The 13,240-nt window shown below is 69.3% G+C and carries 12 protein-coding genes and 6 pseudogenes; 9 read left to right on the plus strand and 9 right to left on the minus strand.

The features are described from left to right. The first annotated feature begins 44 nt into the window (after nt 1-44). The 4 genes and pseudogenes from OG395_RS51625 to OG395_RS58840 all read left to right on the plus strand — a co-directional run. On the plus strand, nt 45-299 hold the full coding sequence (locus OG395_RS51625) for a (2Fe-2S)-binding protein (protein ID WP_327249726.1): 255 nt from the start codon (nt 45-47) through the stop codon (nt 297-299). Then, a complete protein-coding gene (locus tag OG395_RS51630) occupies nt 289-1,695 on the plus strand; it encodes an FAD-dependent oxidoreductase (RefSeq protein ID WP_327249064.1) in 1,407 nt (468 codons plus the stop codon). Before OG395_RS51625 ends, OG395_RS51630 begins: the two co-directional genes overlap by 11 nt. A gap of 111 nt (nt 1,696-1,806) precedes the next feature. Beyond that, nucleotides 1,807-2,493: a GntR family transcriptional regulator gene (locus tag OG395_RS51635; RefSeq protein ID WP_327249065.1), complete on the plus strand. Its 687-nt coding sequence runs from the start codon at nt 1,807-1,809 to the stop codon at nt 2,491-2,493. A gap of 21 nt (nt 2,494-2,514) precedes the next feature. After that, nucleotides 2,515-2,634 (plus strand): annotated as a pseudogene (locus OG395_RS58840) (IS3 family transposase); the annotation flags it as partial. Nucleotides 2,635-2,771: 137 nt separating this feature from the next. Here OG395_RS58840 and OG395_RS51640 read toward each other — a convergent pair. Both OG395_RS51640 and OG395_RS51645 read right to left on the minus strand, forming a co-directional pair. Then, nucleotides 2,772-2,966 (minus strand): hypothetical protein, encoded by a 195-nt coding sequence (locus OG395_RS51640; protein WP_442818714.1) that lies wholly within the window; start codon nt 2,964-2,966, stop codon nt 2,772-2,774. 267 nt (nt 2,967-3,233) lie between these two features. Then, nucleotides 3,234-4,187 (minus strand): annotated as a pseudogene (locus tag OG395_RS51645) (LysR family transcriptional regulator). Nucleotides 4,188-4,321: 134 nt separating this feature from the next. Here OG395_RS51645 and OG395_RS51650 point away from each other — a divergent pair. Both OG395_RS51650 and OG395_RS51655 read left to right on the plus strand, forming a co-directional pair. Further along, entirely contained in the window at nt 4,322-5,590 is a 1,269-nt protein-coding gene (locus OG395_RS51650; RefSeq protein WP_327249066.1) for an MFS transporter, read from the plus strand. A 1,062-nt stretch (nt 5,591-6,652) separates the two neighbouring features. After that, entirely contained in the window at nt 6,653-7,450 is a 798-nt protein-coding gene (locus OG395_RS51655; RefSeq protein ID WP_327249067.1) for an NAD-dependent epimerase/dehydratase family protein, read from the plus strand. Between the two features lie 106 nt (nt 7,451-7,556). Here the strand turns inward: OG395_RS51655 and OG395_RS51660 are convergent. Next, nucleotides 7,557-7,895, minus strand: a pseudogene (locus tag OG395_RS51660) (dihydrofolate reductase family protein); the annotation flags it as partial. Between the two features lie 83 nt (nt 7,896-7,978). Here OG395_RS51660 and OG395_RS51665 point away from each other — a divergent pair. After that, a pseudogene (locus OG395_RS51665) lies at nt 7,979-9,093 on the plus strand (IS630 family transposase). Here the strand turns inward: OG395_RS51665 and OG395_RS51670 are convergent. The 5 genes and pseudogenes from OG395_RS51670 to OG395_RS51690 form a co-directional block, all read right to left on the minus strand. Next, entirely contained in the window at nt 9,094-9,327 is a 234-nt protein-coding gene (locus OG395_RS51670; protein WP_327249068.1) for a hypothetical protein, read from the minus strand. A gap of 123 nt (nt 9,328-9,450) precedes the next feature. Continuing rightward, nucleotides 9,451-10,200 carry a hypothetical protein gene (locus tag OG395_RS51675; protein ID WP_327249069.1) on the minus strand — a complete coding sequence of 250 codons (750 nt, stop codon included), beginning with the start codon at nt 10,198-10,200 and terminating at the stop codon, nt 9,451-9,453. A gap of 116 nt (nt 10,201-10,316) precedes the next feature. Then, nucleotides 10,317-10,568 (minus strand): annotated as a pseudogene (locus OG395_RS51680) (dihydrofolate reductase family protein); the annotation flags it as partial. Beyond that, nucleotides 10,529-11,236, minus strand: coding sequence for an ArsR/SmtB family transcription factor (locus OG395_RS51685; RefSeq protein ID WP_442818715.1), 708 nt, complete (start codon nt 11,234-11,236; stop codon nt 10,529-10,531). The gene OG395_RS51685 and the pseudogene OG395_RS51680, both read right to left, overlap by 40 nt. After that, a complete protein-coding gene (locus OG395_RS51690; protein WP_327249070.1) occupies nt 11,142-11,630 on the minus strand; it encodes a hypothetical protein in 489 nt (162 codons plus the stop codon). Before OG395_RS51690 ends, OG395_RS51685 begins: the two co-directional genes overlap by 95 nt. A gap of 221 nt (nt 11,631-11,851) precedes the next feature. Between OG395_RS51690 and OG395_RS51695 the strand changes: the two genes are divergently transcribed. Then, on the plus strand, nt 11,852-12,274 hold the full coding sequence (locus OG395_RS51695) for a peptidoglycan-binding domain-containing protein (RefSeq protein ID WP_327249071.1): 423 nt from the start codon (nt 11,852-11,854) through the stop codon (nt 12,272-12,274). Between the two features lie 9 nt (nt 12,275-12,283). Here OG395_RS51695 and OG395_RS51700 read toward each other — a convergent pair. Continuing rightward, a pseudogene (locus OG395_RS51700) lies at nt 12,284-12,523 on the minus strand (hypothetical protein); the annotation flags it as partial. A gap of 284 nt (nt 12,524-12,807) precedes the next feature. Here OG395_RS51700 and OG395_RS51705 point away from each other — a divergent pair. Beyond that, the gene (locus tag OG395_RS51705) at nt 12,808-13,011 is read left to right on the plus strand and encodes a cold-shock protein (RefSeq protein ID WP_266993260.1); all 204 of its coding nucleotides are present in this window, start codon (nt 12,808-12,810) and stop codon (nt 13,009-13,011) included. Nucleotides 13,012-13,240 lie beyond the last annotated feature (229 nt).

Raw genomic sequence — 13,240 nt, forward strand, 5'->3', positions numbered from 1 at the left:
CTCCGCTGGACCTGGTCGAGGCCCGGCCGGGCCCGGCCTTCACCATGACTTTCGACGGCCGGGAGATCGATGCCATGCCCGGCCAGAGCATCGCCGCGGTGCTCTGGTCGGCGGGTGTCACCTCCTGGCGTTCGACCCGGGGCAAGGGCGAACCACGCGGGGTCTTCTGTGGCATCGGTGTCTGTTTCGACTGTCTGGTCACCGTCGACGGGCGCCCCAACCAGCGGGCCTGTCTGCTGCCGGCCGAGCCGGGCCAGGTGATCCGTACGCAGGAAGGGACCGGACACGATGAGCACTGACCCGCATCTCGCCGTGGTCGGAGCGGGCCCCGCGGGCCTCGCCGCCGCGTTGGCCGCTGCAGCCCGGGGACTCCGCGTCACCGTGATCGACTCCGCGGCCGAGGCGGGCGGGCAGTTCTACCGGCAGCCCGCACAGGGGCTCGGCGCGCGCCGCCCGCAGGCGCTGCACCATCAATGGCGTACCTGGGAGAAACTGCGCGACGGGCTCGCCGCACACATCGAAGCCGGACACATCACGCATCTGAAGGGCCATCACGTGTGGTGCGTGGAGCGGAAGCCGCACGCATTCATCATGCATGCGCTCCTCGGTCCCGAGCAGCAGGAGCCGACCGCGGTGCGGGCCGACGTCGTGCTCCTCGCGACCGGCGGCTACGAGAAGGTGCTCCCGTTTCCCGGCTGGACCCTGCCCGGCGTGATCACCGCAGGTGGCGCCCAGGCCATGCTCAAGGGCGGCCTGGTGCTGCCCGGACGTAGGGCCGTGGTGGCCGGAACCGGACCTCTGCTGCTGCCCGTCGCCGTCGGACTCGCCGCAGCGGGTGCGAAGGTCGCCGCGCTCGTGGAGTCCGCCGACCCGAAGGCATTCGTCCCGCACACGGCGACGCTGACCGCTCACCCGGGCAAACTGGCCGAGGCGGCCCAGTACGCGACGGCACTGCTGGCCCACCGGATTCCCATCCGGGCGCACCACACCGTTGTCGCGGCACATGGCACGGAAAGACTGGAAGCCGTCACCGTCGCCGCGCTCGACGCCGACGGCCGGGTCCGACGGGACACCGAGCGGCGCATACCCTGCGACACCCTCGCCGTCGGCAACGGCCTGCTACCGCACACGGATCTCGCCGAGGCGCTCGGCTGCCGAATCGACAGCGGGGGAGTCGCCGTCGACGAGGAACAGCGCACCGACGTGCCCGGCGTCTGGGCCGCCGGCGAGACCACCGGCATCGGAGGCTCGGCGCTCTCCCTCGCCGAGGGCCACATCGCCGGACGCTCCGCGGCCGCCCGGCTGCGGAACACGCAACCCGACCCGGGCGCCTGGACGGCGGCCGCTCGGGCACGTTCCCGACTGCGGCGGTTCTTCTCCGCGCTCGACACCGGCTACACCCTGCCCGCGCACTGGACCGAACAGATCACCGACGACACGGTCGTCTGCCGCTGCGAGGAAGTCCCGGCCGCGGCGATCCGCGAGGCCGTGGACGAACTCGGCGCCGGCGACGTACGCACCGTGAAGCTGCTGACCCGGGCCGGAATGGGCTGGTGCCAGGGCCGGATGTGCGGCCCCGCCGTAGCCGGTCTCACTGGAGACGAACAGCCGCCTGCGAAGCGGCCGTTCGCCTGCCCGGTCCCGCTGGGCGTGCTCGCGCGGGCAGGGGAACCGGGGGAGACCACGCAAGGCTGAGCACGCGGGGCCGACCCCGCCCCACTCCCGTACACCTACCGCACGAAGCATCCCGCTGCCTGGATACTGGTGGCACATGACATGACACCGCACGGCACGGAAGGACACTCGATGGCCGCCCAGCGCACCAGCGCCAAAACCGCCGGCCCCGCTCTGCCCACCCTCGCGGGCACGCGGACCAGCTACCGCGAGCGCGTCGTCGACGCGCTGCGCGCCGCGCTGATCGCCGGCGAGCTGCGCCCGGGCGAGGTCTACTCCGCACCCGCCCTGGCCTCCCGCTTCGGGGTCTCCGCGACGCCCGTGCGCGAGGCCATGCTCGACCTCGCCAAGGAAGGCCTGGTCGACACAGTGCCCAACAAGGGCTTCCGGGTCACCGCGGTCTCCGACCAGCAGTTGGACGAGTACACCCACATCCGCTCACTGATCGAGATCCCCACCACCGCGGGACTCGCGTCCACCGCGGATCCCGTCGCGCTGGAGGCGCTGCGCCCCATCGCCGACGAGATCGTGACCGCAGCGGCCGCCGGCGACCTCATCGCGTACGTCGAAGCTGACCTGCGTTTCCATCTCGGGCTGCTCGGCCTTGCAGGTAACGCGCACCTCGTCGAGGTCGTGAGCGATCTGCGCAGGCGGTCCCGGCTGTACGGCCTCACCGCTCTTGTCGAGGAGGGGAAGCTGCATGCCTCCGCCGAAGAGCACCTCGAAATCCTCGACGCGCTGCTTTCCCGTGACGAGGAGGCCGTCCGCGCGGTCATGACCCGCCACATCGGACACATCCGCGGCTTGTGGGCCGAATAGCGGCCACCACAGACCCGGCTCGAGCTGTCCACCGCGCTCTTCGAGTACCTCGAGATCTTTCACAACCGACAACGCAGGCACTCGGCACCGGGCATGCTCAGCCCGGTCGAGTACGAACTCCGCACACCCCCGGTCGCGTGAAACCAAGTAACGCGACTCCGCGTAATTGGGGGCGCTCCGGAGTCCCTACCGAACCCGGAACGGTTCACCCACCATCTCGGCCGGCCCCTTCAGCCACCGTTCACCGCAGTCGAGCCAACGCCGGTCGATCGGCCTGATCAACCGCACAGCGTCCCTCCTCGAGCGACACATCGGGCACGAACGTGTGGTGCGGCACGGGTGCGGAGCGCGGTCTCGACCGCAGGTGTACGGACGTGTCCGTCCTTCTGGATCTGGTCGATCAGAGCGCTGCGGAGCCGTTGGGCGTGGGCATCGCGCGTGGCGAGCGTGTCGGTGTTGTCACTCGTTCCCACGACTGCCTTTCCTCCGTACCGTGAGCGGCGTGCGACGTTGGGGGACGTGTTCGCCCGGGATGTGCTCGCCGCCCGGTTCGCTCTGTGCCCGCCACCACGGACCGGGCGACCGCGCTGGACTGGCTGGACCCGGCGTGGGGCACGGTCGGCATCGAGGGCGTTGTGGTCAAGGGCAGCCAGCAGCTCTACGTGCCTGGCAAGCGCGCCTGGATCAAAATCCGCTCCCGCATCACCACCGAGGGGCTGATCGGCGGGGTCACCGGGGCCCTAGCGGACGCGGCGGCGTTCACCGCGGATCACCCAGCTCGGCGCCCAGGTCCCGGCGGCGTCGTAGCCGGCCGCTGTGGCGGTGATGTGGGCGCGGAGGGTGGCCAGCGCCGGGTGGGGGTTGTCGCGGTGCCAGAGAAGCGAGTGCGGATAGACGGGCGTCGGGTCGGTCACCGGGATGCGGCGCAGGCCGTGGCCGGCGGGTCAGACGAGGCGGGTCTGCCCGCCCATGAAGGTGGCCAGGGCCGGGGTGTCGGCGACGGTGTCGAGGAGGGCGTCGGAGCCGAAGTTGGGGCCGGTCGCCTCGATGGTGAGGCCGAACTCGGGGACGAGGTCGTCGTAGTGGGCGGCCCACTCGGTACCGGGGACGATGCCGGGCATCCAGATCCGGTGCCGGGCGAGCTGAGCGACGGTCACCGACCGGGCGCCCGCCAGCGCGTGGGCGGGGCCGGTGAGGAGCTGGAGCGGCTCGTCGAGCACCCGGACGGACTCGATGTCCTCGGGGAGGGGCCGGCCGGGCGCGGCGACGGCGCGGAAGGAAGCGTCGATCGTGCCGGAGCGGATGGCGGCGACGGCCGTCTCGATGTCGAAGAGCATCACCACGTCGAGGTCGATCTCGGGGTGCGCGCGGTGGAAACCGCGCATCAGGCCCGTCGCCGCGCCGCGCGAGGCGATCACGTCGACGCGCAGCGGACGGCGGCCGGTGCGCACGGACGTGACCGCGCGCTCGGCGACGCGCAGCAGCTCGCGCGCGTGAGGCAGGAACGCCTGCCCGTCGATGGTGAGCTCGGCGCCGCGCGCGGTGCGGGTGAACAGCCGCACGCCGAGGTTGCGCTCCAGCGTGGCAATGCGCTTGGAGACAGCCTGCTGGGTGACCGCCAGATCGGCGGCGGCCTCCTGGAACTGCCCCGCCTCGGCGGCGGCGACGAAGGTCCGGACGGTGTCGAGGTCCATGCCGACACCCTATGGGTACAACCATTGGTTGTGACCGGGCGGCCCTGCGGTTGCTTGATCCCTGGGTAGGGTGCTCGCTTTGATGCTTCTGATCGCGGATCGGTTGTGCGGGCGAGGGGCGAGGGGCATCAGGCATGAGGAGCGGGCACCGGCTGGGACATCTGCTCGGGCATCGGCTGGGGCGGCAGTTCGGGTGGCTCTGGGGAGCGTACGGGACCAGCGCGCTCGGCACCTGGCTCGCCTTCGGCGCATTCCCCCTGATCGCCATCCAGGTGCTGCACGCCGGACCGGCCGAGGTCGCCGCGCTCTCCTCCGTGGGGGCCGCGGTGGGCGCCGCCGTGGCGGTGCCGCTCGGCCCGTGGGTGGAGTTCCGCCGCAAGAGGCCGGTGCTGATCGCGATGGACCTGGTGCGGTTCGCGGCGCTGCTGACGATCCCCGCCGCGTTCGCGCTCGGAGTGCTCACCTTCCTTCAGCTTCTGCTGGTCTCGGTCGTCGTCGCGGCGGCCGACATCACCTTCCGCGCCGCCTCCGGCGCGTACCTGAAGACGCTGCTGCCGGCCGAGGACCTGCTCGTCGCCAACGCCCGATTCGAGTCCACGGCCTGGACGACCACGATCATCGGACCGCCGCTGGGCGGCGCGGCGATCGGGCTCCTCGGTCCGGTGGCGACGGTGGTGGCCGACGCGGTCAGCTACCTGCTCTCGGCCCTGGGCATCCGCGCGATGGGCGGGCACGAGCCTCGGCCCGAGCGCCGGGAGGCCGCGCGCATGCGGGCCGGGGACCTGCTCGACGGTTGGCGGTACATCCTCGCCGACGCGACGCTGCGGCCGCTGTTCTTCAACACAGCCTTGTTCAACGGCCTGGTGATGGCCGCCCAGCCGCTGCTGGCCGTCCTGATGCTCGGCCCACTCGGGTTCACACCGTGGCAGTACGGCCTCGCCTTCGCAGCGCCCTCAATTGGCGGGCTGCTCGGTTCGCGGCTGGCCCGGCCGCTCGTCACCCGGTTCGGACAGCACCAGGTCCTGGTCGTGGCCGGGGCGCTGCGCGCGCTCTGGCCCGTCGGCCTGGCCTTCCTGGGGCCCGGCAGCGGAGGGTTGCTGCTGGTCATCGGCGTCGAACTCGGGCTCATCTTCTGCTGCGGGGTCTTCAACCCCGTCTACACCACCTACCGCCTCGAACGCACCGCGACCGACCGGGTCGCCCGTACGCTGTCCGCCTGGGCGGTGACGACCAAGGCCACGACCGCGCTGCTGACGGCCGTCTGGGGAGTGCTGGGCAGTCTGCTCGGACCCCGGACGGCCATCGGCCTGGCCGGCGTGCTCCTGCTGGCGACCCCGCTGCTGCTCCCGCGCCGCACAGCAGCACTTCCCTCCGAGCCGGAGCCGGCACAGAGCCGCACCTGACGGGGCGCCACGGCCGTCACTGCGATCGGGCTGCGCCGCCCATCTACGAGCGGTTCACCGTTCCTGGGCAGTGAGCAGGAGTGAGTCCTGGCTCACCGGCACGCCCCGAACGGTCTTGGGCGCACTGGTTCTCCGCTTTCGCATCCTGGTCGGCGACGCATATCCCGTATGCGCTCCGTTCCAGGCGGGCGGAATCCCTACGACCTGGCCATATGGGTGTGACCAGAGGCGACGGGGAGGCCCCGAACCATCTCGCTGGTGATACGGGGGCCCCGACTGCTGACACCACACCCGGCGTCCCAGATCGCACCGAGAACGTTACGCACACCCCGCCGGGCATACCCACAGCTCATCGCGCCGTTCACCCAATCGTGCCCATGTTCGCCAAAACGATGTGCCGGCCCAACAGTTGTGAACCCCTCCGAGTACAGCTCGGAGAGCAGTGCCTCGGAGGCGGCCTGCTTCTCCAGGGCCTGCGCGTGCTGGCGGAGTTGGTCGGCGTGGTGGTCGGTGCGCGCGATGTTCGCACACGACGGCTGGCACCGGTCCAGCCGCAGAGCGTCAGTGGCGTCCAGCCGGTGGCACAGGGGCCGGTCCCGGTTGTAGACGCACATCAGGAAAGCGCGGGTGGTCGAAGACGTTCAGGGCGGGGCTGCCCAGCATGTCGCGGGCCCGGCGGTGGGTGCGGATCGACCCGACGAACGTCGGGGCCTGCGCCGCCGCGTGGATCGCGCACCGCACGGCCGGCCCGGAAATGCCCACACCATGGGTGCGTTCGTCGTGGAGGGTGGTGAGTTTGTCGGTGGTGGCCCGGGCGGTCTCGACGCGCCACCAGCCCGCCCGGGCGTCGCGCTTGTGTCCGCAGAGTCCGTGTCCGGATGGATCTGTATGGCGATTGAGCAGAACGTTTGCCGAGACCGGTTTCGCTTCGACGGTTACGAGCCGTGTCGCGATTCCCGGACAGTCGAGGTGATGTAGACACCAGGTGTTGGAGTTCCTGTTCCGTCTCGACGAGACCTCCTGCGGGCGGGGTTGTCGGTGGTGTGAGGCAGAGTTGCCGTCATGGGAACGAGTCTTGGGACTGTGGTAGTCACCGGTGCAGCCGGGCGAATCGGGTCGGTGGTGCGGATCGGTCTGCGCGGTGAAGCGGAACGCTTGGTGCTCGTCGATCGTGTCGGCCTCGCCGCGCAGTCGCCGGCCGAGGAGGTGCGGCAGCTTGATCTGCGGGACGCTGAGGCGGTGACAGCGGCCCTGCAGGGTGCGGACGCGGTGGTGCATCTGGGCGGAGTTCCGGATGAGGCGCCGCTGCCGGAACTGCTGGACGGCAATGTTCACGGAACGCATAACGTGCTGGAGGGTGCACGTCGGCAAGGAGTAGGGCGGGTCGTACTCGCCAGCAGTAACCGGCTCACCGGCTTCTATCCGGTCTCGACGACCGTCACGCCCGAGATGCCGCCGCGTCCGGACGGTCTCTATGGGGTGAGCAAGGTAGCGGTCGAGGCTCTGGGACGTCTGTATGCGGACAAGTTCGGTCTTTCCGTGGTGTGCCTGCGCATCGGGAGCTTTGAAGACGCGCCGACCGAGCGACGTCATCTTGCCACCTGGCTGAGCCCGCGCGACTGCCTCGGCTTCATCCGCGCGGCTCTCGCCGCCCCCGACATCAACTTCGCGACCGTCTATGCCGTTTCCGCCAATACGCGCAGGTTCTGGGACATCGAGGCAGGGTCGGCTATGGGATACACACCCGTGGACGACGCGGAAGCATTCGCGCCGCGTATTCCGCCGGAAGGGGACGCGGCGGAGCACGATCTGCAGGGCGGCGCATACGCCAACGCGGAATACACGCTCCGACACATCTGAAAGGGGCCAACCGCTGCAGTGAGGCATCTCAGAGCGGCGGCGCCCCACCGGGGCGCCGTTGACTGCTCGATGGGAAGTTCCGCAACGACGTCGTCAGAGGACGTCGCTAGGTCAGGTGCGTCGCGGTCGACGTCGAGGTCACGCTCCGCTGCACCAGCGTGCGCGGCACTCCGCCGGTGAACAATGGCGTCCCGGCACCCGGCACGACGGGCGCGAGGTGCAGCGTCAGCGCGTCGACCAGCCCGGCGTCGAGCGCCGAGCCGATCGTGACGCCGCCCATGAGGACGACGTCGAGGTCCTTGCCGCTGTCCGCCGACGCCGCCTCGGCACGCTCGCGCGCGGTAGCGACTGCGTCGGGCAGACCAGTGGTGACGAACGTCCAGTCGAGGTCGGTGAGCCGCACCGACTCCGGCGGCGAGCTCGTCACGACGACGAACGCGGGCTGGTGCTGTGACCGCATTGGGTCGCCGGGTTGGTGGTTGGGGCGGTTGGATGTGCGGTGACGTCCGATCCGACCGGTGGGGTGCGGTGGCTGAGCCCGTCCACGTGCGCAGACTGAGTGACCAGGAGGGGCAGAAGCTGCAGCAGATCGTGCGCCGGGGAAGCGCCAGTTCGGTGCGCTACCGGCGCGCGATGATGCTGCTGGCCTCAGCCGGTGGGAACCGCGTTCCGGTGATCGCGCGGTTGGTGCCGGCAGACGAGGACACCGTCCGCGACGTGATCCACCGCTTCAACGAGATCGGCTTGGCCTGCCTTGACCCTCGCTGGGCGGGAGGCCGTCCCCGCCAGCTCAGTCCTGACGACGAGGACTTCGTTGTCGCGACGGCCACCACCCGCCCGGCCAAGCTCGGTCAGCCCTTCACCCGCTGGTCCCTGCGCAAGCTCGTCATCTACCTGCACCGCGTCCACGGCCGGGCCATCCGGATCGGCCGCGAGGCGTTACGCGTCCTGCTCGCCCGCCGCGGCATCACCTTCCAGCGCACCAAGACCAGGAGTCGCCCGACCCCGAGCGCGACGCCAAGCTCGACCGGATCGAGCACGTCCCGGACCGCTTTCCCGACCGCGTTTTCGCGTTCGACGAGTTCGGCCCCCTCGCCATCCGCCCCATCGCAGGATTGGACTGGGCGAAGCAGGGGCACCCCGACCGACTGCCGGCAACTTTCCACCGCACTCACGGGGTGCGGTACCTCCACGGCTGCTACTCGATCGGCGACGACACCCTGTGGGGCGTCAACCGGTCCAAGAAAGGCGCCACCAACACTCTGGCCGCGCTCAAATCGATCCGCGCGGCCCGCCCCGACGGCGCCCCCATCTACGTGATCCTGGACAATCTGTCCTCGCACAAGGGTGCGCAGATTTGCCGCTGGGCGAAGAAGCACCGGGTCGAGCTGTGCTTCACCCCGACCTACGCGTCCTGGGCGAATACGATCGAGGCCCACTTCGGGCCGCTGCGGCAGTTCACCATCGCCAACTCGAACCACCCCAACCACACGGTGCAGCCCCAGGCCCTGCACGCCCATCTGCGCTGGCGCAACGCCAATGCCCGCCACCACGATGTCCTGGCCGCCGAACGCCGCGAGCGCGCCCGGATACGCAGCGAGAAGGGCATCCGCTGGGGCGGACGAGCACGAATGGCAGCCTGATCAGTCGCTGACGTTCAAGGTTGCGTACTCCGCGATACCCAGTTCGGACAGCACACCCCGGAGCCGCTCCAGGGTCGCGGTTGCGCCCGAGCCACCCGTGATTTCAAGGTCAAGATGGCAGCGCCCCATACCGCTGCCCGCACCCGTGACTTCGCCGTCGAGCTCGAACGCCGCTTCCAACGCCTCCTCGACCTCGTCACGGTCGATCGGCAGCCCCACGAAGACGATCTCCACGAACACCACAGTCCTCCCACACAACCCGGCGAACCATAGCGGTCACAGCACGTGCCGTGACCACGACTGTTCGCCGGGTCTGGTGACACGCCGGTCGATGTTTCCAGAGATTGAATCTCAAGCTCACTGCTTGAGACTTGACATCAGGTCCCGCATGTCGCTGATCATGGCCGATTGGTACGGGGACAGGTCAGGGATGTCCGGCCCATCACCGGCCTCACCTTCGCTGTGGCCGTCGCTCTGGTACTGCGTGAAAGTGGAGAGACTCAGCGTGAGGACCGCTCCGCCCTCCAGCACCCGCAGCTCCGAGTTACCGTCATCCCGGGTCAGCAGATACGCCTTGTCACCGAGGTCCGGAACCGTCTCCAGCTTCGCTTCAGGATCAACGCCGAGATCAGTCACCCCTCGCCGCGCCTCGAATTCGGCGCCGGGGTCGGTCTTCTTGTGCAGTGCCACCGTGATTTCGACGGCGTAGTCGATGGACCAGCCGTTCTCGGGCCGCTCCGCCCTGGCCCGAGACCGAAGAGGAAGGAAGCGGTGGACCTGGTCGAGGACGGCATGGTTCAACAGCCCTGATTCGACCTTGGGGATGGACTCTCTCGGTGCGATCGCCGCGCCGATCGACTTCAGCTGTATGGATGGGCAAGGGTCTTGGTCCAGCTGGTACCCATGCATGTCCGGCTTCCGATCGCCTACTCCATACAGAAACAGCGCCGCCGTCCAGAGGGCCGACGCCATTACCACTCCGCCCAGCGCCCACAGCCAGGGCCTTCGCGGCCGACGTTCCCCAACGAACTCCCGGTCGAAGTTGCCCATCACCTCGCGGGTTTCAACCCCACCGAACTCCCCCGCCATCTCCGGCTCAGAAATCATTTTGCTCCCCCTCGGCCGTGCCTTCCACCTTCGTCATGATGATCGCAGCGACTCCACCCCCGCAGAGCCGGGCAGACGGATCCCGGACACGGTAAACCTATGTGGTCAGAGCACTACCCGACATCGCCGGCGCCGTAGCCGGACTTGTCGTCCCAGCCGTTCGGCCCGTCGACCACGTCGAAGAGCCGGCGGCCGAGGACGACGGCGCCCGAGCGGGCGGTCGCCTCGCGCAGGACCCGGCGGTCGTCGGGATCGTCGGAAAATGCCCAAGTGTGCAGGGCCTCGCCGCCGGTGCCCAGACCGTTGTCCGGGCCGAGGTCGGGGCCGGTCACGAAGCCGTCGAGGGAGATCGAGATGTCAGCGATGATTCGAGTCGTACCAGGGCAGGCCCGATCCGCCGCCCAAACTCATCGCTTACGCATGACCCCCACCTGCCGGCTCCTCGCCAGCCGGGACCCTTCGGGCGTACGGCGGTAGAGCACCGATCGGCCGACCGGGCGCGGGCGACGAGGCCGGCCCGGTGCAGTACGCCAAGGTGGTACGAAACCGTGGCGGGGCTGAGGAAGTGACGTGCCGCTAACTGCGCAGTGGAGGCCGGTTGTGCCAGCGCGGCGAGCAGCCCGGCGCGTGTGGGGCCGAGCAGTTGGGCCATCTCGACGGAGGGAACTGCTGGGGCAATGGTCTTGGCGATGGCCTTGTCGCGCACGGGATAGATGAGCATCGGGGGTCGGTCTCCGTCGCGCGTGGGGTCCACTGCCACGCCCGGCCGAGGTACGACGAGTGACGGCACGACGACCATCAGGGGCACAGGCAGCGCGATCCGGAACCGGTTCGCGACGCGCAGGGTGCCGTCGGCCCATCGGATGCCGGGGTGCAGGGAGTTGAAGAGCCTGGCCGCTCCGTGCCGGGCCTGCACGCCGGCGCGTCGGTCGACCTCCGCGTCAAGGGCGGCCTTGGCGACCTCCCAGTGCGGGGCGAAGGCCAGCTCCCAGTAGCGCCGTATCTCGTCCGCCGCCTGCCGGGCCCACCTGCGCACCGCCCCGCGCCATGGCCCGCTGCACCCCAGCCGGTAGCTCGGAACCGGCGAGGCCGTTCCGCGGCCGCCCGTCTCGCAACGCCTCCAGCTCGCCCAGGACCCGCTCGGGCGGGGTGCACCGGACCCGTTCCAGCTCCTCCTCGACGGTGGGGGAGGGCCCGGAGGGATGCGGGCTGAGGAAGTCGGGCACGTATCCGGCCCCGTCCAGGGCCAGTTCGGACAGCAGCGGCAGCCGAGCCTGGCGAAGCACGCGCCGTGCACGAGCGACCCACGGGTCGCCATCAGGGGCTGGTCGCAGGCCCCAGGGCAGCAGCGTCGCGACGACCTCGTGCAACGGCGAAACGGCGAAGCGGGAGCGGGCGAGCCCGGCGGCGTCCACTGTTAGCTCGATCATGACCCTCCCGCTGTCTGGTCCTGCTGGTTTCGCGCCCATCCCTTCGAATCTGCTCGAATCGTGGCACGGAACGTCGCGGTGGCGGGCCTGAACAGCGCAAGCTGATGGCCCGCGGTTTGGTGGCCGACGGAGCCCAGGGGGAGCGCACATGCGAGGGGCACGGGGAATTACGGGGGCGCGTCGGACGCCGTAGGCCATCTGTCAGAAAGGAGTTTCGAACCATGCGAAACCGAACCCGGCTGCTCACCGCAACCGCCGTGGCGATGCTGATGACGACTCTTGGTGGTATCTCCACCACACCGGCTTACGCTGCTACGCCGACCTGCAACGAGGTGGTCCGGAAATACAGCGCCGGCCTCGAGCGCATGTTCATCCCCGTCTACTACTCCACCCTCAGCACTACCTGCCTGATGAAGCGTGGTAACAACAACAACGCGGTCAAGTACCTCCAAGAGGTCATGCGGGGCTATGGCTACAACATCGCGGTGGACGGGGACTTCGGCCCGGCTACGGAGAGCGCATTGATCAGTCTTCAGCGGCGCCTCCGCATCACGGCCGACGGCATCTACGGGCCTCAGACCCGGGACGCGATCTGCTGGCCCCTCTACTACGAGCCGAACGCCTGCTGGTGGTACGACGAGTAGATCATCGGCTCATTTATGAAACGGTAACTTCCGCCCAGTGCGCACCAGGGCGTAAGCCTTGTCCCGCAAATGATCTTTGATCAGGTGTGGACGTGGTCCGTGGCCGGTCCGGCCGCTCGCCTGTCCGGCGAGGTTGAGGTTGTGGAGGCGGGCGGCGCCGAGCATGGCGTGGTGGACGCCATCGCCCTTGAGACGGCGGTCGCGGAGTATCTGCCGGGTCTTCATGAGGGCGAAGGCGTGCTCGACACGCCTTGGCCGACCGGGACGGCACCACGAGCGCATTCGCCGAGCCGTAGGCCCAGTTCATCACCGCCCACCGAACGAGGAAGGCCCTGATGTGCATCTGAAACTCCAAGAGTGATCGTTGCTCTCTGGTGGCAGGCCGTTCCGCCGTGTAGCGTCATTGGCAGATGTCGTGGTTCGCAGTTCCTGCCCGCGCCCTGGCGTGGGCGTTTTGCTGTGCAGTGCAGGACCAGGGCGATCACCTCCGGGTCCGCGCGGTGCGGGTCCGATATCGACTGAGAGGCACAAGCATGGCCAGCGGAACGGTGAAGTGGTTCAACGCCGAGAAGGGCTTCGGTTTCATCCAGCAGGATGGCGGCGGTCCGGACGTCTTCGCGCACTACTCCAACATCAACGCTTCGGGCTTCCGTGAGCTCCAGGAAGGCCAGGCCGTGACCTTCGACATCACCCAAGGCCAGAAGGGCCCGCAGGCGGAGAACATCACAGTCGCCTGATTCGGCACGATCAGGTCCCCCGGAGCAGGCTCTGGGGGACCTGGCGCGCGAAGAGGAGGGTATGTGCGGCTGCATGAGCGGCGGCTGCGCCGTAGTTGCACGACCGCGTTGTCCCGTCGGCGAGGTGGACCACGGTTCGCCGTTGTTGCCTGAGCCACGAGCATGAGCGAACGGGCGGTGCGCACAGCAGGAACTCCCCGAGTGGCGCCCCTCGGACAAGAGGCGCTCC

It is taken from the genome of Streptomyces sp. NBC_01320 (assembly GCF_035974375.1).
Lineage (GTDB): Bacteria > Actinomycetota > Actinomycetes > Streptomycetales > Streptomycetaceae > Streptomyces > Streptomyces yanii.